Origin of the sequence: Flavobacterium sp. ZT3R18 (genome assembly GCF_007097385.1) — a bacterium.
GTDB lineage: Bacteria > Bacteroidota > Bacteroidia > Flavobacteriales > Flavobacteriaceae > Flavobacterium.
This window is the reverse complement of the sequence record NZ_VJZS01000003.1, coordinates 292,509-316,785: the sequence shown is the minus strand read 5'-3', so window position 1 is coordinate 316,785 and position 24,277 is coordinate 292,509. Positions and strand designations below refer to the sequence as shown.

Annotated in this window: 21 protein-coding genes; 9 read left to right on the top strand and 12 right to left on the bottom strand. The window is 33.3% G+C overall.

Annotation, left to right across the window (positions count from 1 at the left end):
* Positions 1-1,409, bottom strand: a 1,409-nt coding sequence (locus FNW52_RS05805) for a hypothetical protein (protein ID WP_143376518.1), incomplete at its 3' end; no start/stop codon positions are given.
* A 1,163-nt stretch (positions 1,410-2,572) separates the two neighbouring features.
* Between FNW52_RS05805 and FNW52_RS21085 the strand changes: the two genes are divergently transcribed.
* Positions 2,573-2,701, top strand: a complete 129-nt coding sequence (locus FNW52_RS21085; protein WP_255515506.1) for a hypothetical protein — start codon at positions 2,573-2,575, stop codon at positions 2,699-2,701.
* Positions 2,702-2,775: 74 nt separating this feature from the next.
* Here FNW52_RS21085 and FNW52_RS05800 read toward each other — a convergent pair whose 3' ends face one another.
* Positions 2,776-3,996 (bottom strand): 3-oxoacyl-[acyl-carrier-protein] synthase III C-terminal domain-containing protein, encoded by a 1,221-nt coding sequence (locus FNW52_RS05800; RefSeq protein ID WP_143376517.1) that lies wholly within the window; start codon positions 3,994-3,996, stop codon positions 2,776-2,778.
* A gap of 342 nt (positions 3,997-4,338) precedes the next feature.
* On the opposite strand from FNW52_RS05800, the gene FNW52_RS05795 reads away from it, so the two are divergent.
* The 4 genes from FNW52_RS05795 (at position 4,339) to FNW52_RS05780 (ending at position 7,786) form a co-directional block, all read left to right on the top strand.
* Positions 4,339-5,223 carry an OmpA family protein gene (locus tag FNW52_RS05795; RefSeq protein ID WP_255515504.1) on the top strand — a complete coding sequence of 295 codons (885 nt, stop codon included), beginning with the start codon at positions 4,339-4,341 and terminating at the stop codon, positions 5,221-5,223.
* 214 nt (positions 5,224-5,437) lie between these two features.
* Positions 5,438-6,616, top strand: a complete 1,179-nt coding sequence (locus FNW52_RS05790) for an AIR synthase related protein (protein ID WP_143376516.1) — start codon at positions 5,438-5,440, stop codon at positions 6,614-6,616.
* An 81-nt stretch (positions 6,617-6,697) separates the two neighbouring features.
* Entirely contained in the window at positions 6,698-7,054 is a 357-nt protein-coding gene (locus tag FNW52_RS05785) for a hypothetical protein (RefSeq protein ID WP_143376515.1), read from the top strand.
* Positions 7,055-7,189: 135 nt separating this feature from the next.
* Positions 7,190-7,786 (top strand): GNAT family N-acetyltransferase, encoded by a 597-nt coding sequence (locus tag FNW52_RS05780; protein WP_143376514.1) that lies wholly within the window; start codon positions 7,190-7,192, stop codon positions 7,784-7,786.
* A gap of 146 nt (positions 7,787-7,932) precedes the next feature.
* On the opposite strand, the gene FNW52_RS05775 is transcribed toward FNW52_RS05780, so the two are convergent.
* Together FNW52_RS05775 and FNW52_RS05770 are read right to left on the bottom strand one after the other, a co-directional pair.
* Complete coding sequence (locus tag FNW52_RS05775) at positions 7,933-8,328, bottom strand: hypothetical protein (RefSeq protein WP_143376513.1); 396 nt, start codon at positions 8,326-8,328, stop codon at positions 7,933-7,935.
* Between the two features lie 90 nt (positions 8,329-8,418).
* The gene (locus FNW52_RS05770; protein ID WP_143376512.1) at positions 8,419-10,332 is read right to left on the bottom strand and encodes an ATP-binding protein; all 1,914 of its coding nucleotides are present in this window, start codon (positions 10,330-10,332) and stop codon (positions 8,419-8,421) included.
* A gap of 913 nt (positions 10,333-11,245) precedes the next feature.
* Here FNW52_RS05770 and FNW52_RS05765 point away from each other — a divergent pair.
* The gene (locus tag FNW52_RS05765) at positions 11,246-11,683 is read left to right on the top strand and encodes a hypothetical protein (protein ID WP_143376511.1); all 438 of its coding nucleotides are present in this window, start codon (positions 11,246-11,248) and stop codon (positions 11,681-11,683) included.
* A 68-nt stretch (positions 11,684-11,751) separates the two neighbouring features.
* Here the strand turns inward: FNW52_RS05765 and FNW52_RS05760 are convergent, their stop codons facing one another.
* From FNW52_RS05760 to FNW52_RS05730, 7 genes are all read right to left on the bottom strand, one after another.
* Positions 11,752-12,945: a peptidylprolyl isomerase gene (locus FNW52_RS05760; RefSeq protein WP_143376510.1), complete on the bottom strand. Its 1,194-nt coding sequence runs from the start codon at positions 12,943-12,945 to the stop codon at positions 11,752-11,754.
* 32 nt (positions 12,946-12,977) lie between these two features.
* Entirely contained in the window at positions 12,978-14,102 is a 1,125-nt protein-coding gene (locus tag FNW52_RS05755; protein ID WP_143376509.1) for a peptidylprolyl isomerase, read from the bottom strand.
* A 12-nt stretch (positions 14,103-14,114) separates the two neighbouring features.
* Positions 14,115-14,756 carry a gliding motility-associated peptidyl-prolyl isomerase GldI gene (gldI, locus tag FNW52_RS05750; protein WP_143376508.1) on the bottom strand — a complete coding sequence of 214 codons (642 nt, stop codon included), beginning with the start codon at positions 14,754-14,756 and terminating at the stop codon, positions 14,115-14,117.
* Between the two features lie 100 nt (positions 14,757-14,856).
* The gene (locus FNW52_RS05745) at positions 14,857-15,861 is read right to left on the bottom strand and encodes a bifunctional oligoribonuclease/PAP phosphatase NrnA (protein WP_143376507.1); all 1,005 of its coding nucleotides are present in this window, start codon (positions 15,859-15,861) and stop codon (positions 14,857-14,859) included.
* 208 nt (positions 15,862-16,069) lie between these two features.
* Positions 16,070-17,326 carry a voltage-gated chloride channel family protein gene (locus FNW52_RS05740; protein ID WP_143376506.1) on the bottom strand — a complete coding sequence of 419 codons (1,257 nt, stop codon included), beginning with the start codon at positions 17,324-17,326 and terminating at the stop codon, positions 16,070-16,072.
* Positions 17,327-17,563: 237 nt separating this feature from the next.
* On the bottom strand, positions 17,564-17,950 hold the full coding sequence (locus FNW52_RS05735; protein WP_143376505.1) for a RidA family protein: 387 nt from the start codon (positions 17,948-17,950) through the stop codon (positions 17,564-17,566).
* Positions 17,951-18,137: 187 nt separating this feature from the next.
* Complete coding sequence (locus FNW52_RS05730) at positions 18,138-18,713, bottom strand: hypothetical protein (protein ID WP_143376504.1); 576 nt, start codon at positions 18,711-18,713, stop codon at positions 18,138-18,140.
* A gap of 445 nt (positions 18,714-19,158) precedes the next feature.
* Here FNW52_RS05730 and FNW52_RS05725 point away from each other — a divergent pair, with 445 nt between their 5' ends.
* Entirely contained in the window at positions 19,159-19,833 is a 675-nt protein-coding gene (locus FNW52_RS05725) for a hypothetical protein (protein WP_255515503.1), read from the top strand.
* 30 nt (positions 19,834-19,863) lie between these two features.
* Here the strand turns inward: FNW52_RS05725 and FNW52_RS05720 are convergent, their stop codons facing one another.
* Entirely contained in the window at positions 19,864-20,391 is a 528-nt protein-coding gene (locus tag FNW52_RS05720; protein WP_143376503.1) for a hypothetical protein, read from the bottom strand.
* 323 nt (positions 20,392-20,714) lie between these two features.
* On the opposite strand from FNW52_RS05720, the gene guaA reads away from it, so the two are divergent.
* Both guaA and FNW52_RS05710 read left to right on the top strand, forming a co-directional pair.
* Entirely contained in the window at positions 20,715-22,244 is a 1,530-nt protein-coding gene (guaA, locus tag FNW52_RS05715; protein ID WP_143376502.1) for a glutamine-hydrolyzing GMP synthase, read from the top strand.
* Positions 22,245-22,303: 59 nt separating this feature from the next.
* Positions 22,304-24,196 carry a LysM peptidoglycan-binding domain-containing protein gene (locus FNW52_RS05710; protein WP_143376501.1) on the top strand — a complete coding sequence of 631 codons (1,893 nt, stop codon included), beginning with the start codon at positions 22,304-22,306 and terminating at the stop codon, positions 24,194-24,196.
* Positions 24,197-24,277: the final 81 nt, after the last annotated feature.

Genomic DNA, 24,277 nt, shown 5'->3' with positions numbered 1-24,277 from the left:
TGCGCAAATACTGGCAAGGCTGGACAATCGATGGTTGTGGCTGCTGGTAAGGCTGCGATAACCGGTGCGGTAATGTCGTGAACATTGATGGTTTGCGTTGCTGAAGAATGGTTTCCACAATCATCAGTAGCAGTCCAAGTTCTGGTCACACTATAATTACCGGCACAGTTGCCATCGGTTCTTACATCGCCAAAGGTCAGTGATTTCACTTCACAATTGTCGGTTGCGGTTGGTGTTGCAAAAGACGGAATTGCAGGACATTCAACAGTTGTTGGACCTGGTAATTCTGAAATCACCGGAGGGATTCTATCCGAACACAAATTCAATTGAAAAGGTGCTCCAGGAAAATCCTTCAGTTCTGATTGACCGGAAGAACCAGAAGTTCTGGTTCTTACGAATAAGGTGCTAATTGTAAAACAAGGATCATTTTGAACTCCTAAAGCTTTAGTTATATTAACAGCTCCTTCTGCCCATTGATTTGCAGCATACGCCCACAAATTAGGATTGGTGGAAATAGGATCTTGATTGTAAACAGGATAAGGCACTATGGTTTGTCCTGTATTATTGGTACCAAAAACAGTCCCAGCAACAGGGGTAAAAGGATCACTATAAGCAGTTCCAAGCCATTTTCTAACAACAACATTTGCAGTTACCCCTCCTTGGGTAAACTCAATAGTTATTAAAAGATCATTAACTGTACGCCCGCTAGGAGTACCCGCCTCTGAGGTAAAGGTTCCAAAATTAAATCCTTTTGCGTCAGTTCCTGCCACGGTCATGGTTAACGATTTTTGCAAAATTTCAAAATCGATATAACTGCTCCCTTCCGTTACTTGACGGTCTGCAGCGAAAATCAACCATAAATCGTTAGCATCTCCACCCAAAGCAGGATCCCCATAAGTAAAATGAGCAATTGCATTTTGAATTTCATTTTTGTTTGGTGAAGATCCCACGCCCCACGTATAATCAGATACATTATCATTGATCTTATTGCTACTGGTGAAAGTAGTTGGATCATTATTTGTGATATTATCTCTGAAAAAGGTGGTGTTTGGATAAACATAGAATTCAGGTGGTAACGGCCCGTCCGGGTAAGTGTAAGGAGGTGGTACCGGTACAAATATTCCTCCTGGATTAGCTGTAATAGGGGCTGACTGATTCTCAAATAAAAAGTCTCCCCAAGTTGGATCATCTCCGGGAAACTTAACAAATGCATTTCCATCAATAGCAAACCCTCCTTTAGGGGCTATCACTGGCGCCCTTCCAAGAATGTTTTGAGCATTAGTAACATTCGTCGTCATAAGTAGTATCACTAATACAAGTGGTATCGCAAGTCTCAGGCACCAACAACAGGAAAAAGTGAAGCAATACTCTTGTACACTTTTTGTCGTATAAAAAATAATTTTTTTCATAATATTATGATTTTAAAACCATAATATTAATAAGAAAGGATTAGTAGAAAGTGGGTTTTCGAAAAACCAGAAGATGTTGTTTCATATGTTGCTATTTATATTTATTGTATTTATTTTTTTTTATTGGTTATATGTAATTGCTTCGCCTGTTCGCTACCGCTCGAGTCGCATATCATCATTGGTGTTTTCGACCAATTTTCGACCATGCTCATCTCATAGCGTGTAGTTTAACCATAAAATCAGAAATAATAGAAAATTTATAGACTTGGGCATCAAAATCAAGAAATCACAAGACCACCCTCATAAACACATTTATGAAGGACTCCATCTTTAAAAAGACATTCTATTGTGGGGAACAATAACGAATTCTTTCATTAACCCAAACGTTGCTTAAAGTGATCACTTAAAGCATTGAAATTAATAAAATGAGGTAAAAACAAAAGTTTTCAAACTCGGGGAGAAAACTTGCAGAAAAACGAAACACCTCCGTGAAATTAATTTCACGAAGTACTTGTCATCAAAAGGATATTCTATTGTGGGGAACAATAACTAAATTCTTTTATTAAACCAGATAGTTGCTAAAAAAAACAAACTTAAAAACTCTAATTAAAACAATTAGTATTGAAAATTATAAAAAGTAGGACAATACAAAAGTTTTCAGATTTGGAAAGAAAACTTAGAAAAAATAACACACCTCCTTAAAAATTAATTTTATGAAGTACCCCATCTCCAAAAGCAATTTTGTTAAGAAAAACAAAATAATAAATCCTTTTGTTAACTAAACTGTTGTTTTAAAAATAGCTTAAAAACAACTTAAAAATTAATCACTATTAAAAGTAATTTATTAACACAAGAGGGTGTAGAAATTAACAAAAAAAAACGACAATATTCAATTTTCATCGACTAACTACCTACTCTATAAGAATAGTATTATGCAGAAACAACAATTTCAAGATACTACTTTATTTGTTAATTTACTGGTTATCAAGTTATTAAGCATTGTATTACTAACGTTATCTAATAGCATTTTGTTAATTTAAGCACTATAAAATTAAATTTGAAGAGAAAAAAATCAATCCTTTAAGAAATAGAAAGAAAGATATATAACAACTAGTTGATACTAATCATTCTGCTTGTATGAACTTCTATAATTTATAGTTTGAATGAAAATTCATGAAAGAGATAAGCCAATGAATCTCTCTATTCATACAGATGAAGAATCTGCAAAAAAAGAAGAGATCAATTTTGTCTCATTCTCTTGTTCTATTTCTGCTTTGCAAAATAGTTTTTAAACAATACGAAACAAACTTGATAGTCAGTAGTTTAAAAAAAATAGCTATATTATGTAGATTAAAAAAAATAAAAACTACAACTTTTCCAGCAAGAGTCCAGTTGCGGTAAGACCTGGCCCAAATGCCATCGCTACAACTTTAGTTCCAGATTCTATGGCTGGATCATTAACAATTTCATTAAAAATATGTGGAATTGTAGCGGAAGACATGTTTCCATGAACACGTAAGACTTCATAAGACCAACGTGCCTGATCTTTTAACAGTCCTATTTCGCCTACTACATAATCAATAATTTTTGGCCCACCTGGATGAATGGCAAAATGCATCTTAGATTTCTGTTCTTCAAGATCAACACCTCCATTTTTACAAAGAGTTGTCAAAAAAGATTTGATGTTTTTACGAATAAAAACAGGAACCCGTTTAGAAAGAGTCATTAAAAAATTATACTCTCCTAAATCCCAGGACATATCTTCTAATGAATCCGGAATGATAACCTCATGAAAAGCTAAAATTCGTAATCCTTTTTTTTCTTGAATCGTATCATCAATCATAAATGCTTTTTCTTCATATAAAGAGTAGCCTATAAAGCCGTCTGCAAAAAGAGAACAAATCATGGTATTTGAAGGAGAGAACTCGGTCAAATTTAAGTGTGCAGTCAATAATTCCGTATGAACAACATCTGCTCTTCCGTTAATTAGACTGGCACATATTAAGCTACTAGCTGTCCGAATAGCAGGAAAAGCACCATAACATCCCATATGATATGAATGGGTTACTTGAACAGTATCCCAATTTCTTTCTATAACCGCTTTCTGGGCCACACTGGGAGAAGAATAGCCGGAACAAGTAACATGTACCAGGTTTTCGGGTCTAGTGACTGTATTGGAATAAAATTCATCAAAAACGTACCCCATTTTTCTTTTAAACCATTCCATTCGAACCTCAATTTTTGGTCCAAAAGAATTCCCTAACTTCACTTCAAAACCAAGAGGAAAATGATATTCTGAAGGAGATGTAACATCCATTATATTTTCAATAAAATCCTCAACTTCTTCAAAAATTATGCATTGTCTGCTATTAATGCTTTCAGAAGAAACAGAATACTTATCCACCTGATCCGATATAATCTTAAAATTAATTGATTCATCATCAATACTTTCAACATCTGCACTATTTAATTTTGGAAGATTCTGGAAATGATAATATAAAAACTTAGTGTACTGATTAAGCTTTGCTTGCTCAAATAATTTGCCAACTAGAATGGGATGAAAATTAGAAATAATAATACTTTTCATAACCTTTTAAATTAATTCCTTCAACAAAATTAAATTAAAAGATCTTAAAAAAAACAAGTCAAATAAAGAGAAAAAACAAACACGACATACATGTCTGATTTACAGCTATTTACGTATGTTGTTTTTTTGTTAAAATGCTAACAACCAGAACATTATGAGAAATAAACTACTTAAGTTTATTAACTGATATTCAGCGAATAACAAGACTTACCTGCCTTATTTTACTCCTCTACTATTTATTATTTTTTTTTAAATCAAAAAACAATATGTTGTTATTCCTGAAAAAGGTTTAGTTGCAATCCCTCTAGTTTTATTGTAGATTTGATAAAATAAAGCGACAATATGAAATTTTTAGCGACACTACTTTTTTTCTTTATGGTATCCTGTGTTTTTTCGCAAGAACAAGTCTCGTTTTATTTTGACAGTAATGCCTTTATCCTAAAAAAAGACGAATTGCTAAAGTTAAACCAATGGTTAGTGCAGCATAAAGAGACTAAAATTATAGGAGTTTATGGTTTTTGTGATGAAGAAGGATCTGTTGGTTATAATGATACTTTGGCTAGAAAACGCATAGATTATGTATTTAATGTCATAAAAGGGAAAGTGAAAATTAGGGAAGATTTTAAAACCAGAAGTTTTGGAGAGCTGCATACTTTGTCTAAAATAAAAGCCGAGAACAGAAAGGTAACGTTGTATTATATTCAGCCAAAAGATTTTGTCCATGAGGCAGAAATTATAAAGGAGAAGAAAGAAATTGAGGTTATAAAAAAAAAAGAAATTGTAAAATTCCCTGATAAATTAGCTTTTGAGAATCCAGATGGCTCCATTTCTGAGTTTAAAATGGATACCATTTTTATGAGAAAAGTAAGCGTGGCCAATGTAGGGGAGAAGCTAAAACTCCAAAACATGAATTTTTATGTTGATTCGTTTGGTATAATGCCGCAGTCCAGAGCAAAAATGTATGAATTGCTAACTGTGATGCAAAGTTATCCTGATTTAAAAATTCAAATTCAAGGGCATCTGTGCTGTGTGGGCATTGATATTAGAGATTTGTCTACCCAAAGAGCCAAAGCCATATATAAGTTTCTTGAATTTAATGGAATCGATAAAAGTAGAATGACTTTTAAAGGATATGGCAGTACAAAGCCACTATATCCATTACCTGAAAAATCTGAAGAAGAAAGAGAAGCAAACCGTCGGGTTGAAATTGAAATTATTTCGAATTAGAAAGGTTTAGAAAGTTTAGGGTTTAGAAAGTTTAGAGAGTTTAGAATTTAGAATTTTTTAGAATTTTGCATTTACCATTGAAATTGCCATTGCTATTGATATTGAAATTGCTATTGAATTTGCCATTGATATTGCCGTTGAAATTGATACCGTATATAATTGTATAATTGTTACATTAAAATTATCTTTGCCTAACATACACACAACTAAAAAAATGAGTTCAGATACTTCAAAAAGATATGCACAACGCGGTGTATCGGCATCCAAAGAAGATGTGCATAACGCCATTAAAAACATAGACAAAGGATTGTTTCCACAGGCATTTTGTAAAATTGTCCCAGATTATTTAACACAAGACGAAGACTATTGCCTCATTATGCACGCAGATGGTGCAGGTACAAAATCATCGTTGGCCTATATGTATTGGAAAGAAACTGGAGATATTTCGGTTTGGAAAGGAATTGCTCAGGATGCATTAATTATGAATATTGACGACTTATTGTGTGTAGGAGCTACAGATAATATCTTGCTTTCTTCTACAATTGGTAGAAACAAAAATTTGATTCCAGGCGAAGTTTTGTCTGCCATTATCAACGGAACCGAAGAACTCATAAAAGAACTAGATACATTTGGAGTAACCATACATTCTACAGGTGGCGAAACTGCCGACGTCGGCGATGTGGTAAGAACCATAATCGTAGATTCTACGGTAACAGCCAGAATGAAACGTTCTAAAGTAATTGATAATGCCAATATAAAAGCGGGCGATGTCATTGTGGGAATGGCCTCTTTTGGTCAGGCTACTTACGAGAAAAGTTACAATGGAGGAATGGGAAGCAACGGTTTGACCTCTGCTCGTCACGATGTTTTCGAAAAGTATTTGGCAACCAAATATCCAGAAAGTTTTGATTCCGCAGTGCCTCAAGAATTAATCTATTCTGGACAGGTAAAACTAACAGATCCCGTGGCCAATTCGCCTATAGATGCTGGGCAACTGGTGCTTTCGCCAACAAGAACCTATGCGCCAATTATCAAGAAAATTTTAGATAAATATACCTCTAGTGATATTCACGGAATGGTACATTGCAGTGGTGGAGCACAAACCAAAATTTTACATTTTGTGCAAAATCTGCATATTATAAAGGATAATTTATTTCCAGTACCACCATTATTTCAATTGATACAAGAGCAATCAAAAACCGATTGGAAAGAAATGTATCAAGTCTTCAATTGCGGACACCGTATGGAAGTGTATGTGTCCGAAGAGGTAGCTCAGGATATTATCGCCATTTCAAAGTCATTCAATGTCGATGCGCAAATTGTGGGTAGAGTAGAGGCTTCTGATATTAAAAAGTTAACAATTACTAGCGAATACGGTACTTTCGAGTATTAATTTTTTTATACCTGACGGGTTTTAAAAACCCGTCAGGTTTAAAAAAATACGGCTTCTCGTTAGGGTAAAATATAAACCATTATGTACGAATTAGTTTTTTGGAAATACCTAGACGAAATTTATTTAAACCACCACGAGGTTTACGAAGCCATAGACGAACAGCAAGAAGTCGAAGGTCTCGAAACGCTTCCTGTTGACGTAATCATGAATAGATTCAACACCGTGTTTTCAAAATGGGAAAAAGTAGATGAAAACAGTTGGAAAAACACCAATGGCAAAGGAGCTTTTCATATAAGAACCACTCCCCAAAGCATCAAAATTGACTGTTACGGCACCGAAGGAAAAACCATGAATTTATTGGTAGACACCATGGCCGAATTCAAATGCCCGCTGTATGACCCACAGGTTCCAGAGCGTTATGATGAAATGTGTGAGTAGTAGCATCAATTAAATTATTAATTCTATTTTTTACCATTAAGACATTAAGTTTATTGAGATATGGATCTTAATAAACTTAATGTCTTAATGGTTTTTATTTGTAAAACTTCGTTTCTTTGTAAAAAAAGACAGAAAATGAGTTTAGATTTCTCTAAAAATACAATCCTAGAAGACGAAATGGTTTTACTTCGTCCTTTGCAAGCAACCGATGTCGATAATCTATTGGATATTTCCCTCAATGAACCCGAAACTTGGGAATACTCCTTAGTTCGTGCCAACGGAAAGGAAAATCTAGAAAACTATATTCAGTTAGCTCTAAAAGGCAAAGAAAAGAAAACTGAATTTCCCTTTGTGGTTTTCGATAAGAAAACAGGAAAATACGCGGGAAGCACTCGTTTTTATGATATAAATGTTGCGTTTAAAACTTTGCAATTGGGCTACACTTGGTATGGAAAGGAGTTTAGAGGAACAGGACTCAATAAACATTGCAAGTATCTTTTATTGCAACATGCCTTCGAAACCCTTGGAATGGAGCGAGTAGAATTCCGTGCAGACAATAACAACCTCCGTAGCATAGCGGCCATGAAAAGTATTGGCTGTAAAGTTGAAGGTGTTTTGAGAAGTCACATGCCTACTTTAGGAAGTGAGGTACGTAGAGACAGTATTATTTTGAGTATCCTCAAAAACGAATGGTTTGATGAGGTAAAAGCAAAATTGAAAGCAAAATTATAATTCTTAAGCCAATCTCTATTAAATAATGTGAACAAAAAAAATAACTATATAAGTAATCAAGTTCATTTAAGTCTTGCGACCTTAACTTAAATGAACTTATATGGTTTAAATTTCATTCTAATATGTTTTGAAATTTTATTTTTTGTTTATTTTAATCTAGCGAATACAATTGTACCGTGTTTTCCTTGCTCATCTTGATAGGTTCCTCTAAGAGTATCCCCTTTTTTGTTTAAGGTTAGAAAGTGCTTTCCTTTGGTAGCCCAACCCGGAATAGCTTTGGTAACGATAACATCGTAGGAAATAGTGGTGTCTTTTATTTTTCCGATACCGTATTCAACCATTCCAATGCCTTTAAATTCAAGATAATGATTCATGATGATTTTATTTCCATCTTGAGCAATAATTACATAGCAATTTTTGAAATTACTGGAGTTTACATCAGTCCACAGTCCGCTTATATTGGTAACTGGACTATCTGTTTTAGAAGTGCATGAAGAAAGTGCTACAAAAAGCGTCAGAATAAAAAATGGTTTTTTAAGCATGGTTTTTGGTTTTGTATTAGAGACGCATAAAAATACAAAATGAATTGATTTTCGAACTATATGGATTAGAAATTGTTTTGTAACATGAATTTAAATAGAGCTGTATTTTTTGTTGGGGAAACTGATGTTAAACGTTGTTCCTTTTTCTTCCTCACTTTCTACCCAAATTTCTCCTCCATGTTTTTCTACAAATTCTTTGCAAAGAATCAATCCTAAACCAGTACTAGGTTCGTCATTGGTACCGTTTCTATTGGTTTCAACATCGAGTCTGAATAGGTTTTCGACCATTTTGGCACTCATTCCAATTCCTGTATCGGTTATAGAAATAGTGGTTTTTTTGTCGTCTTCCTTGGCCTTTATGCTTATGGTTCCTCTTTCGGGAGTGAATTTTACAGCGTTTGATACTAGGTTTCTTATCACAGAATGAATACTGTTGTTATCTGCAAAAACGGTAGTTTTTTCGGAAATTTCAATATTGATACTGATGTTTTTGTTGTTGGCTGCCTCTTGTATAGTGGTCATGCATTCGGCCACTATTGATACTACTAGTTTTTCCTGTGGTGCAAAGGGAATTAAACCTTGCTCCATTCTAGACCATTCCAGTAAGTTCTCTAATAGCTGAAATAAATTGGTAGCAGAACTTTTCATACTTACTGCAGCAAACTGAATTTCTTCTTTGGTCATATTGTCAAGATCCTCGGCTAATAATTCGGACAGACCAAGAAAACCGTTAAATGGGTCTCTTAAGTCGTGAGCAATAATAGAGAAGAACTTGTCTTTTTGACTGTTTATGGTAGAAATTATTTTGTTTTTATCATTCAGTAATTGGTTTGTTTTTCTTTTAGAAAGATAGAGCCATAAAAACAGTGCTAAAAGAATAAGTATTCCTATACTTATGGTAATTAATAAATATACTTTACGGGAAGCATTTTTTATTTTAAGGTCTTGAATCTCAATTTTTTTATCCCTTAATTCAATTTCTCTTTTTGACTCCAGTAGTGCTATTTGTATTTTATTTTTATTCGAAAAAATGGAGTCATTAAGATAGGTGTTTTTTTCAAAGAAGTATAGTGCATCCTCGTGTTTGCCTTGAGCTTTTTTTATTTTGGAGAGATACAAATAAGCATCTCTGATGTCTATTAAGGATTTGTGTTTTGTAAAGAGGAGCATCGCCTCATTTATATAATCTATTGATTTTTGTAATAACTTTTCTTTTTTTAATTTATTTTGTTCTTCTAAAGCCAGAAAATAATACGATTTTCCTAATTCTATTTTGTTAAAGCCATTAAATAAACTGGGATCATTTTTATTGATTAAAATCGATTTGGTGGTTGCTTTTATGGATTTTTCATATTGTTTTAAGTAGTTGTTTGTTATGCCAATATTAGTGTAGTTTAATCCAGATTCAAAACTGTTTTTCCTTATTCCGTTGGTAATCAAGGCTTTGTTGAAATAGAATAACGCTTTTGGATATTTTTTCATTTTTAAATAAACATCTCCAATGTTGTTTAGGTAAGTAGCAATAGATTCTTGGTCTTTTATTTCTTTACTTGTTTTTAATGCTTTGTTATAGCAGCTAAGAGCCAGTTTGTAATTTTTGAATTCTACATAGATGGTTCCAAGAGCGTTACTAGAACTAGCAATTCCATACTTGTTATTTCTATCTTCATGAATTTTTAGTGCTTTAAAAACATAATTCAAAGCCTTCGGGAAATCAGATTTTAACAAATAATATATTCCGATATTGTTGTAAGCATATGCTGTTCCTTTTTTATAACGCAGTTTTTGCGAAAGCAATAATGCTGATTTTGCATGTTTAAAACTTAAATTAGAATCTAGATAAAAGTTTAAGGCTGATAAATGATCTAGTATTTTTACCTTTAGGGTGTCTTCTTTAGCATGACTTAATTCTATTTCTAAGGAATCAATTTCTTTTTGTTTGCTTTTTTGAGAAAAAGAAAAATTGATGGAGAGAATTAAGAAAAATAAAATATATTTTTTCATTATTTTAAAAAATAAAGGCAATTATTGGGTTGGTTTTTTGGAAAGTTAGCTTGAAATATAGATTGTTTCTTTTGTTAATTTCTAACCTTATTCTTAGAGAACTTTTTGTGAGAGATCTATCAAAATGCATACTTGATTTATCATGGTAGGACTACTATATAACCAGTTGTTGATGGATTATAAGTTTTGATTTGGTAGAAAAGGGTATTGCTTAATATGAATAAGAATACAATTGTTGTTCTAGCTATAGATACCATAAATCTGAAATTATAAAAAATTGAACTGTTATAAGTTTATGAAGGACAAATGTAATTTTTTTTTGCTATAATAATGCGACAAAAGACGTATGAGAATCGATATAGCGCATTATAATAAAACATTATTAAGAAAAAGATGTGTTTATTTTTTATTGTATAATGATTGAATTATCTGCAAAAAAATAAATTATTTTGTGGGATTTAAATAGCTAAATCGTTGATTTTTAAAAGATAGTTGTAATAGTGTTAGTGCTAAAAGAATCAAAATGATTGCGCAATATTCATAATTTGAGTATTGAATAGACAAGATAAGCGCAGGAGTTGTTTTATGATAGATTTATATATTTTAACAAAAAATTCTATCGTTAATTAACCTCTTTTGGCGCAATCTGTGTAAATTAGTTTAGATAAAATCATAAAATTTGTCTTTAAAGAAATAAATCTACCCTCAAGCGATAACGAATAGACGAAGTAAGCTACACTCGTTTTTAAAACTCATGCATTTGCCTTGGCTGAATAGATGCAAAAGCTAGAAAACTATTCAAAGTAGTTTATTTCCTTTTTTGGTTTTTGCAATCAAAAAAAAGGGTTTCCTATAAAAAAGAATACCTTTGTAAAGCAGTAAAATAAATATTAAATATAAAAATAGATTGTTGATGAAAATAAATCCTAAAATCGGAATTGATAAACTCATTTTCGGAATGAAACAAAATGATGTTATAGCCATTTATGGTAAACCCAATAGAAATTACAAAGACGAAGACGATAATGTGATTTTTGCTTATAATGCGCTTAAAATACGTTTGACTTTTTATAAAGAGGAAGAGTTGAAATTAGGATACTTAGTAGCTTCAAGCCCAGATTTAGAACTGTTTGGTAATAAAGTAATCAACAGAAAAATAACGGATGTCAAAAAAGATTTGGCTCAAAAAGGAATAACGAAATTTACACAAGAAGAATTTGATACTTTCGAAAACTACTTTAATGAAGAGCATTGGATTATTCTTCAAACCGAATTTGAAGAGGTCGTAAAATTCGAAATTGGAGCGATAATCAATGACAAAGACGAATTTGATTGGAAGTTTAAGAAGTAGTTTTCAGTATTCAGTCTCAGTTTTCAGTCTAAACACTGAGACTGAAAACTGAAAACTGAGACTGAAAACTATTTTTTCTCAAACATCTCCAATTCGAAAATTAAATTGGTATTTGGCGGAATAACACCACCAGCTCCTCTTTCACCATAAGCCAAATTTGAAGGGATAAAAATGATAGCCTTTTCACCAAAAGACATATTACTTAGACCTTCGATAAAACCTTGTATCATACCCTCTTTTTTGCCAGCTTCAAAAGGGAATGGTTTGTAGCCGTTTTGAGCGGCTCTATTGGCATCAAATTTCCCATAGGCTTTGCTTACGTCTTCATAACTACTATCGAATAGTGTTCCGTCTTCAAAATAACCTGCATAATGAAAATAGAAAGTAGATCCGTCAACTGGTTTTACTCCAGTTCCTTTAGTAATCACACTGTATGCTAATCCTGATGGAGTTGTAGTTGCTTTTGCTTTTTCGGTTACAATATAGGCTGCTTTTGCTTTAATAGCTGGACCATAAGTTTCTAGGTACACTCTTTTTGCTTCGGCATCTATAGCTGCTTTTTTCTTTTGATTTTCAGCATCAATAGCCGCTTGTTTTTTTTGATCTTCGGCTTTGTTGTTAAAATAATCGGAGAACACTTTTACAGCATCAAATTTTTTGGCAGCTTCTCCTTTTCTAGAAATAGTGATTTTTGTAATAACATCATCTTGTGCAATGGTATTAACTACCGCCATTCCTTGCGTCACTTGACCGTATATGGTATGCTTTCCGTTTAACCAAGGCGTGTCTTTATGAGTAATAAAAAATTGACTTCCGTTAGTCGCTGGACCAGAATTTGCCATTGCTAATATACCTGCTTTGTCAAATTTAGAATCGGTAAACTCATCTTTGAAAGTGTAACCAGGTCCTCCAGAACCATTACCGTCTGGATCTCCACCCTGAATCATGAAATCTTTGATGACTCTATGGAATTTTAATCCGTCAAAAAATGGTTTCCCTTTTAGTTTCTCAATAGCCATAAATGGGTTTTTGCCTTCTGCTAGAGCTATAAAATTAGCTACTGTTACAGGTGTTTTTTTGTAAAATAACTCAACAATAATAGTGCCTTTGTTGGTAGCAATAGTTGCAAAAATACCTTCGGTAACAACTGGAGCTTTTACGGTTGTCGTTGTTTTTTTTGTTGTTGTAACAGGCTTTTTTGTGTTTTGCGCGTGTAAATTAAATAACCCTAAAAAGAGTAATAATGCGATTTTAGATTTCATTTGATATAATTTAAGTTTCAATTAGTTTTAAATTAATTAGGCATTTTTTCCATTAACTCAATTTCGAAAATGATATTGGTATTTGGCGGAATCACATCGCCAGCTCCGGCTTCTCCATAAGCAAGATGTGACGGGATAAAAAGAATTGCTTTGTCTCCAATTGCCATTTTTTCTATTCCTTCTATAAAACCAGGGATCAAACCGTCTTTTTTTCCAGCTTGAAAAGGTATTGGAATGTATTGATTGGCGGCAGCTCTTGCAGGATCAAATTTCCCAAAGGTTTTGGACGCTTCCTCAATACTAGTGTCAAACAAAGTGCCGTTTTCTAAAAATCCTGCATAATGAATATAAACGGTAGCGCCCATCGCTGGTTTTTTGCCACCCGATTTTTTAGTAATCACGTATTGAAGCCCAGTTGCTGTTTTTGTAGATTTGCTTTTTAATTCCGAAAAAGAAGCTACTTTTTGATCGCAAACGGCTTTGTATTTGGCCTCATATTCTGCTTTTGCTTTAGCCTCTGCTGCCACTGTTTGTTTTTGGCTTTCGGACTCTATTTTAAAATAATCATAAAAAGTTTTTTTAGCATCAAATTTCTTAGCTTCTTCACCATTTCTTATGATGGTTACGCTTTTTATATAATCATCTTGCTCTACTTTATTAACAACTTCTAAATTGTTATCGACTACATGACCAAAAATTGTGTGTTTTCCATCTAACCAAGGTGTCTCTAAATGAGTGATGAAAAACTGACTGCTATTGGTTCCTGGTCCATTATTGGCCATAGCCAAAATTCCGCCTTTGTCAAATTTCAAGTCGGTAATTTCGTCTTTGAATTTATAACCGGTATCTCCAGAACCTGTTCCCAGTGGATCTCCACCCTGAATCATAAAATCTTTGATTACTCTGTGAAATTTCAATCCGTTATAAAATGGTTTGCCTTTAAGAGTGTCATTGGTAATAAATTCATTTTCCCCTTCCGCCAATGTGATAAAGTTAGCTACAGTGACCGGGGCTTTTCTATAATCCAATTCAAGTAATATATTTCCTCTGTTGGTTTCAATTTCGGCATAGAGCCCATCGGGTAAATTATCGTGTTCTTTATTACAAGAAAATAGGGTGGTAATTAATAGTAATACCAATACAATGTTTTTTTTCATTCGGCAATGCTTTTAGTTTGTTAAGGAGTCTTTTGTTATTGATTTTGCTTTTATAGGTGTATTTACTTTTGCAACTGTGTTGGGTTGTATTTGCTCGTTATACTTAGATTCAGGCATGAAATCACGAAGTGTTACGGTGCAAAATAAAGGTTGGTTGGTACCAATTTTGTTGTTGTCTCCATGAAAACCGTATCCCATGTGTGAGGTAAAAAGGAAGTTTACTTTCTCGGTTTTACGCATCAGTTTTATTCCGTCGCGCAATCCCATCATGATCTCTTGCTTGTCAACTTTATAGACTTGGGGTTGTAATTCTTCTTGAGAGTAAATAACGTTGCCTTTTAAATCTTTTATTTCATAATCAAACAATGCAATATCTCCTTTTTTTGGAGTAAGACTGTCGGTAAGATTTCTAGATTCATAATAATACCAGTATCCTTTTTTTGAAGCAATATATTTTTTGGCAGGATTACTTTTTATGACAGCATCAATTTGATCTTCTTCTCCAGCAATTAATTTTTTATTTCTGGCTATAGACTGTTTCATAAAGCTTCCGGAAGATTGTGATACAGGTCTTCTCGCTTCCTGATGCTGTTTGCAACTCGTAAATAAAACGGTCGCAAAGAATGCAATCAGTATGATTTTTGAATAATTCATATATGTTAAAGTTATTTGTTATTGGTCATATATGTTGTCGCCTTTTACTTGTCGGTTTTTGCTTTTGCAAACTTGTTGTTAATGGCGATTTCATGGACTATTATATTTTTAAATTTTGTACTAAACTTTCAAATTTAAGTAATGTCTCTTCCATAGAAGTTTCTGATTTTCCTCCTGCCGCATTGCTATGTCCACCTCCTTGAAAGTGGTCTCTGGCAAACTGATTGACATCAAAATTACCTTGGGAACGGAAAGAAATTTTAATAATTCCTTCTTCTTTGTTTTCGATGAAAATGGCCGCAAAAACAATTCCTTTTATACTCAAACCATAATTGACAATGCCTTCGGTGTCGCCTTTTATATAGTCAAAAGAGTTTAATTCTTCTTGGGTCAATGAAGTGTAGGATGTTTTATGATCCATCATCACTTTCATGTTTTGCAAAGCTCTACCCAGTAATTGCAAACGACTGTACGAGCTATTATCAAAAAGCAACGTAGGAATTACAGTGTTCTCGACTCCAAGATCGATTAATTCTGCAATGATTCTATGTGTTGTGCCAGTTGTTTTTGGAAATCGGAATGAACCAGAATCGGTCAATATTCCGGTATAAATGCAAGTAGCTATAGTTTTGTCTAAGTCTTGTTTTTTATCTAAAAAAGAAATAAAGTTATAAACCATTTCGCAAGTAGAACCAAATGCGACATCCGAATAAGTGTAAGTAGCATAATCATCTGGTCTTTGATGATGATCAATCATGATAAACGGAGCGGTTAGTTTTTCTAAAACCTGTTCCATTTCTCCTACTCTGTGAAGTGCATTAAAATCTAAAGTAAAAATCAGTTCAGCTTCTTCAAGAAGCTTAGTGCAGTTTTCCTTGTCTTTTTCGTATATTTTGACGGTTTCAGAACCCGGCATCCAAGCTAGAAAATCGGGGAACTCATTGGGAGAAACCACCACTGGGTGTTGATTGTTTTTTAGTAAAAAATGATATAATGCTAAGGTAGAACCCATGGCGTCTCCGTCTGGACCTCTATGCGGAATTATGGCAATTTTTTTTGGAGTTGCTAATAACAACTGTATCGCTTGTATGTCTAGTGTATTCATATGCTGCGAAATTACTGTTTTTTAACTAAAAGTTGAAAACATTTAAGAAATTATAAAGAAATATAGATTAAGGGTACAATGTCGTTTCCTTAAGGTTTGTTTTTGTCATTTCTACGAAGGAGAAATCACATATCGATTACGTGATGTGATTTCTCCTTCGTCGAAATGACAAACTGGAGTGATCAAATTCTTAAGGAAACGACATTGATTAAAGATATTTCAATCCTTTTTTTCTAATGCTTTGGTATAAAATAGATTTAGGCCCTTTCACAATTTGTGATTTGTAAATCCCGATAGAGCCCGAAAAAAAATAAGCAATGGTGCAGGCAATACCAATGTAAAGACCACTATCCATACCAAAAAGTTCCATGCCCATTACGGTACAGGCAATAGGAGTGTGGGTTGCCCCCGAAAAAACAGCCACAAATCCCATTCCCGCCAATAAAGCAATTGGTAAAGGAATAACAACTGCCATAGCACTTCCTAATGTAGCACCCACGAAAAAAAGGGGAGTCACTTCGCCTCCTTTAAAGCCTGCTCCAAGGGTAAAACCGGTAAAAAGTATTTTTAAAAGGAAATCATAAGGAGCGTTAGGAGTAGAAAAGGCATCAACAATCATGGGGATTCCCAGTCCTATATATTTTGTGGTGCCTATAAAGTAAATTGCGACAGCGAGTATGATTCCGCCAATAAAAGGTCTTAATGGTGGATGTTTTATGTTTTTTGAAAATAATTTCCCCCAGAAATGAGTGCTTCTGGAAAAAAGTAAAGCTGCAAATCCAAATAAGATGCTGGCAATTAGTATCCAAAAGAGATTGGTAAAGGTCATTTCGGGTACCAAAGGGATGCTATAATGAGTGTGTTTTATTTCCCAAAATTCAACGGTAAAGTAAGCGATGTAGGCTACAAGAAAAGAAAGGATACTGCTTTTAAAACTGATTTTGCTAAAAAGAACAACTTCTAATGCGAATAGCGCTCCCGCTAATGGTGTACCAAAAACCGAAGCAAAACCTGCACTGATTCCTAAAATAATCAAGGTTCTTCTTTCGGATTTGTCCAGTTTGAAAAGATCGGTACATAAATCGGCAATGGCACCACCCATTTGTACCGCCGTACCTTCTCTACCGGCAGATCCTCCAAAAAGATGCGTAATCAATGTGCCCAAAAGAACCAGCGGAGCCATCATAAACGGAACTCTTTTTTCGGGTTTGTTGTATTCTTCCAATAGTAGATTGTTCCCTTTTGCAATTTTGGAATCATAGAAAAAATAGCCATATCCAATCAGTAAACCTCCAAGGGGTAAGAACCAAATAATCCAATTGTGCTGATTCCTAAATTGCGTAACAAATTCTAAGGAAACCAGAAAAAAGGCTGATGCAGACCCAGAAAAAAAGCCTATCAAACCACAAATGAGAAACCATTTGAGTGCGATAAGCATCGTTTTTTTTATTTTATTAAAATTCATCAGATCTCAACACTATGATTTAACAAGAATTTTTTTTTGCTAAAGTATTACAATCTGTTTTAATTTTAGAATTATTCCAGGGAATTCGATTTTTTAAAAAAAAATATGACACAGATTTCACAAATTTTCACAGATTAATTTGTGCGAATTTGTGAAATCTGTGTCAACTTTTATCCTTGTATTTACTGAAATAAATAATCTGCTTTTGTTTTGGCTTTAAAAGCGATTTCCTCTGAGTTATTCTGAAGCAATAGCGGTAAATTCTATTTCAACCAGATATTCAGGGGCAACCAATTGATTAATTCCGTAAAATCCTGTAGTTGGTTTGATGTCTTTAAAAAAAGAGGCATGTGCTGTAGCAACGGCTTCAAAGGTAGAAACATCTGTAGTGAAAATTCTCGTACGAATCACGTCTTTCATGCCTACGTTAAGATCTTCTAGCACTTTTTCTACTCTTTCTAGAATGTTTAATGTTTGTGCATGCGCATCATCGGCTCTTACTTTATTGCCGTCAACGATAGCAACAGTTCCAGATACTTCAATGATGTTTCCTATGCGAACCGCACGACAATATCCCATTTTGTCTTCCCAAGGTGATCCGGTTAAGATGTTTTCTCTTTTCATTATTTAGTTTTTTTGTTTGTTAATTGATAATTAATAGATTACTCTATTAGTTGAGTGAAATATTAAAGTTCGCAATTTATAAAATTAGAATTAAAAAAAAAGACCTCTTTTTATGGGAGAGGTCTTCTAGAGCGAGTATTCCGTTTTTTATAACAAAATGAGATGGATTTTTTAATTAAATTCCATCTTAATTCATTTCTCTGAGCTCGCCAAAGTATTTTTTTAGCTCATCGGTATGGGATTTGTAGGCGCTGAGTTCTAATGCTATAAAATCTTGGTCAAAAGTGGGGTTTGCTTTTAATCTTTTGATTGATGCATTTTCTTTTTCGGCTATTATTTTATCGACTTTTTTGATTTTGTTGAGAGCCGATATTTTCCCATAATCATAATCTACTTCAATAGCTGATTCTTTGGCTAGGAAATTATTTACATCAGATCCTATTCCGGTATATTGAATCGTTTCGCGGAAATTATTGGCATCCATTGTGACTTGTAAATTATATCCTTTTTTTAGGTAAATTTTAAAATACTCTGTCCCGTCAAACAATAAGTACATTCCGTTTTGTACGGACAAAGTGGCCTTAAAAAAGCCTTCACTATTGATGTCAATTATTTGTATCGTATTGTAATCGGTATCTTTAATGTAGAGATGATCCCAATTTCTGTTTTCTATTTTGGCTTGAAAAAGCACATCGTTTTTGGTTTGACCACTTGCATTAAAGAAAAACAGTAATGCGTAAATACTAAATAAAACAGTCTTCATTTTTAATTCAATTTATTTTTTTTCAAATCTATATTTTATATTAGGATGTACGAAATTAAGGACGTCAAAAAAAAGATATTAAATTGTTAAGGATTTGTATTTGTTTTAAAAAAACATAATGAAAATCTAAAGGTTGAGGATTTTACGCTTGGATTTTACTTAATATGTCTCTCGCAAAGGCGCAGGGACGCAAAGAAAAAGGTTTTAGACTTTGCGACTTTGCGGCTTTGCGAGAAAATGGGATTTATCTGAATTCATAAAAAAAAAACAAGTGTAAGTTATTTATAAAAATTTAGAATAAGTTAACAAGTGATCAAAAATAAATTATGTTAGTTTTGTGATTTTATAATATGTGTTTTTTTATTTTTGAAAATAGTATAAAAAGAGAAACAATTTTCGGACACTTATGAAACATTTTTATTTTTTTATTTTTCTAATGGGTTTCATGACTAGTAGTTATGCTCAATTTGAGTCTAATAAAAAGTTCAAGGCCATTCCGCCATCTAATACAAGTCCAAAGCCAGAAAAGAAGACAATACCTCCGCCTACAACCGATTTTCCGGTAATTATACCTCCTAATGTTTATAAAAGTCCGGATATTATAAAATCACCGCCCAATCCGGTATCGTCTTATCAAATTGGAAAGCCAAGTGAAATTTCTATGATTCCAAAAAATAATGGATTTATCAACCCCGGGGATGAGATAAGGGATAAGTTGAATAAGGATATGGATAGAACTTTAATTAGAGAAGGACTAAAAGAAGATTCTAGGTACTTAGTTAAAATAGATGTTAATTTTGGAAATATTAAGACAAAATCTGAATATTTTTTGATAAGATGTCGCGATTTTGGCGCTATTGATGGAGATTTGATCAAAGCTACTCTCAATTCAGATATAATAAGGGGTGGATTAGAATTGCAAAATGATTATCAAGAGTTTCGTATTTATTTCAAAGAAGGAATAAATATATTTGAACTAGAAGCTTTGAATAAAGGTTTATTAGGTGGTAACACTGGGGAATTTCAGTTTTATGATGCGGAAGGAAAATTTATTAGATCCGATTATTGGGAAAATTGGGATGCAGGAGTAAAAGGGAAATTTGTTATTATAAAAGAATAATTGAAACCTATTTCCCCTTAAGTGCTTAGATTAAAAAGGATCAGCAGTAACTCTAAATTTCATGTCTGCTTTTACTGCTATGTCTTGGGTAACGGTTTCTCTAGTTGTTACTTTGGTTCGTATTTTATAACTTGAAGCCTTGATGTACTTGTCTAATTTTTGATCGGTACACGTTAGGTTGAGCGTATTTGTGGTTGCATTAATATTATCTTGATAGGCTAATTCAATTTCATCATCGACAGTGGTAGAAATGAACAAATGAACTGATTTCAGAAAGCTAAATGTTTTATCAGTAGGGCTTGTAATGCTCAGTTTTAGTTCTTGTAGTTTTACGTCTTTAACTAAATCGACGTTAGTGTTGTTATTCTTAAATTCGGATGTAGAATTGCTGGTAACATCTGGAGTTGCGACTTCAAAAGGGGAATTAATCGGCAAACCGCTATTTATTTTGAATGTAGTTTGATTGGAAATGGTGAAAGTTAATAATTTATCGACTTCACTGCAAGAAACTATAAATAAGGATAAAATTGCTAAAACGGTAATTGCTTTTGTTTTCATAACTGTAGGTTTTTTTTAAAAAATTAGGGATATTGGTAAAAAAAAGATTTTATTGGGGAATTTATTTTTTTGCAAAAGTAGCATAAAATAAATTTACTCCAATTTTATTTATTCTGATTTTGAAGGGATAACCCAATAAGAATGTGGAATCAATGGTTTTTGTTAAATCATTAAAAGTCAAAATAGCTGATTTTTAATTGAAAAAACGTACTAAATATTTCAGATGGTATCAGGAGAAAATAAGATGTTCCTTATCTTTAAAATAAAATAAAAATTTTCGAAATTCAATTTTTGAAATCAAAATATAAAAAGTATTTTTGCACATGCAACACAACGTACTTATTTTAGATTTCGGATCGCAATATACTCAGCTTATTGCGCGTAGAGTTCGCGAATTAAATATATTCTGCGAAATTTTCCCATACAATCATTTTCCGAGTGATTTATCAAGTTATAAAGCCGTAATTCTTGGTGGAAGCCCATTCTCTGTTAGAGGAGAAGATGCGCCACATCCAGATTTATCTCAAATTAGAGGAAAGCTGCCTATGCTAGCCGTTTGTTACGGAGCACAATATTTATCTCATTTTAGTGGTGGGGAAGTAGCGGCTTCAAACACTAGAGAATATGGTAGAGCACATTTGTCTTATATCAAAGAGGACGAAATTTTCTTTGAAGGTGTTTCTGAAAACAGTCAAGTTTGGATGAGTCATAGTGATAGTATTAAAGCTTTGCCAACTAATGGTGTGAAGTTAGCCAGTACTCACGATGTGGAATTTGCTGCTTACAAAATTGAAGGCGAAACTACTTATGCCATTCAATATCATCCAGAAGTTTTTCACTCTACGGATGGAAAACAAATGTTAGAAAACTTTTTGGTAAAAATTGCAGACGTTCCTCAAAATTTCACCCCAAATGCTTTTGTTGAAGAAATGGTGGCTGAATTGAAAGAAAAGCTACAAGACGACAAAGTGGTTTTGGGACTTTCTGGAGGAGTAGATTCAACAGTAGCTGCGGTTTTATTGCATCAAGCTATTGGTAAAAACCTGTATTGTATTTTTGTAAATAATGGATTGCTTCGTAAAAACGAATTCCAAAGTGTATTAGATCAATACAAAGGAATGGGATTGAACGTAAAAGGAGTAGATTCTGGAGATCGCTTTTTGTCTGAATTAGCAGGAGTTAGCGACCCAGAAACCAAACGTAAAATTATTGGTCGTGTCTTTATTGAAGTTTTTGATGATGAATCACACTTGATTGAAGATGTAAAATGGTTGGCTCAAGGAACTATTTACCCTGATGTAATTGAATCAGTTTCGGTAAAAGGACCATCTGCCACTATTAAATCACACCATAATGTGGGTGGTTTGCCAGATTATATGAAATTAAAAATTGTTGAACCATTACGTATGCTTTTCAAAGATGAAGTGCGTAGAGTAGGGGCAACTTTAGGAATAGATCCAGAATTATTGGGTAGACATCCTTTCCCAGGACCTGGATTGTCTATTCGAATTTTAGGGGACATTACACCAGAGAAAGTTCAAATTTTACAAGATGTGGATAAAGTTTTTATTGACGGATTGAAATCTTGGGGATTGTACGATAAAGTTTGGCAAGCAGGTGCTATTTTGCTTCCTGTAAATAGTGTTGGAGTTATGGGGGATGAGCGTACTTATGAAAAAGTGGTTGCGCTTCGTGCCGTAGAATCTACCGATGGTATGACTGCTGACTGGGTGCATCTTCCTTATGATTTCTTGATGAAAGTCTCTAATGACATCATCAATAAAGTAAAAGGAGTTAATAGAGTGGTCTATGATATTAGTTCAAAACCACCAGCAACAATTGAGTGGGAATAGTATTATTTTTAACATTAAGTCGTTACATTTGTAACGACTTAATTTTTTAAATTCTACATATGAAAGATTTTTTAAGAGTTTTATTTTTTATTGGTTTTGTTTCAAATGTCTCTTTTTCACAAGAATCCGCAGCAAAACACACAGTTTTAAAAGGCGAAACAATTACCCAAATCGCCCAAAACTACAAAACTTCCCCTTCTGAAATTTATAGATTAAATCCAGAAACTCAAAATGGAATCGCAGAAAATCAAGTTATCTTGGTTCCAGAATTAATAAAAAATGCAGTTATCCATGTTGTTGCTCCAAAAGAAACTCTTTTCGGATTGGCGACCAAATACAATGTAAAAGTAGAGGCAATTCAAAATGCCAATGCACCCGCACTTGTAAATGGTTTGCAAATAGGACAAGAATTGATAATCCCACAAGAATCAGATCAAAAACCCGAAGTTTCGGCTGTAAAAACCAAACATACAGTTCAAGCCAAGGAATCTTTATTTAGTATTGCGAGACTTTATAATGTTTCGGTCGAAGATTTAGACAAAGCAAATACAGCCATTATTAAAAACGGTTTGCAAGTTGGTCAGGAGATAAATGTTCCCAACAAAAAGAAAACACTAGATGGTAGAGTAAGAGTTATAAACGGCGAAACCATTTTTTATACCGTACAATCCAAAGAAACTAAATATGCTATCGCAAAACAATTCGGGATAACAATTGAGCAATTAGAATCTCAAAATCCGGATATTGTAAACGGGTTGGTCGAAGGAAATATGCTGGCGATAAACGTCAAAGAAGTGAAACCAACCAATGAAAATGAAGAGTTGATGCTAGCTTTGGCTGAAAAACAAGTTGTTGTTGAGAAATCTAAAGCCAATGCAAAAGAAATTAATAGCTTAAAAGAAAAGCTAGTATTGCAAGAAGAAATCAATCAAAAGGTTATTAATGTAAATGGTCTTTTGGTCAATCTAAAAGAAATTGATAATACGAAGGAAGGTTCTGCAACAAAACTTAGAATGGTTTTAGAAGCCAATAAAAACATTCAAGAAATTCTTTTGGTTAAACTGGATTCATTGGTAAGCACGATGAATAAAGATTTGACGCAATTGAAAAAAACAGAATTGGTTGACCTTGATGAATCCATTCGTTTGCAAAAAATATCAAATGAAAATATAAATAAAACCAATGATCTTTCGCAACAACTTAAAAAACAATTAGCTGATAACAGAAAAGTGTATTCGGGTTTAATGGACAAAGCGGAACGAATTGCTGTAGAAGAAAATCAACAATACAAGAAAAGCATCCGCGAAAACAGTAAAGCAAAGCCAGCTGAAGCAAAAGCAGTAAAATTGACTCCAGGAGATTTGAAAAACATGGAAATGGAGCAACGAGTTCGCGATTTAAAGAACATTAGATTAATTACAAAATTAGATTCTTTAAATAGGGAAAGTAAATCGGAGTTAAGACTACATATTGGTAAAGCTACTTTTTATAGTAAACAAGCCCGACTATTTGATGATAATTTAGCTAAAGTAAAAAATCAAAGTTATCAAAACAAGGCCTATGAAGCTCAAGGCAAAAGTAAAAAAGGGGTAGCTGTAAAACCACTTACTTTAGACCAAATCAAAAAAGAGTTAGCCAAACAACCTAGTAAAGCCAAAACTGTAAGAATCACGATTTTAGACAATCTTAAGGATGTTAAGGTTGGGTATTACCTTGTTTTAGGACAGTATCAGGAAGCGGTAGTAAGGGATTCTTTTATTATGAAATTGACTGATTCAGGATCATTGGACGCTAATTTCTTTTATAATCTAAATGTTTTATCCTATGATGTGTACTCCAATTATTTTTCTTCAAAAGAGGAAGCCATTTATGAATACATTAAAAAACAAGGAAAGCCACTTTTTGAAAAAATGACGGTTGTTAATGTGGTAAACGAAAATGATATTAAGTAATAATCGCTAAATTCTATAATATGCAGCATTTTTAACTTATGTTGCTTTTAAGAAGAAAGTAAAAAACACTCCCGACTTGAG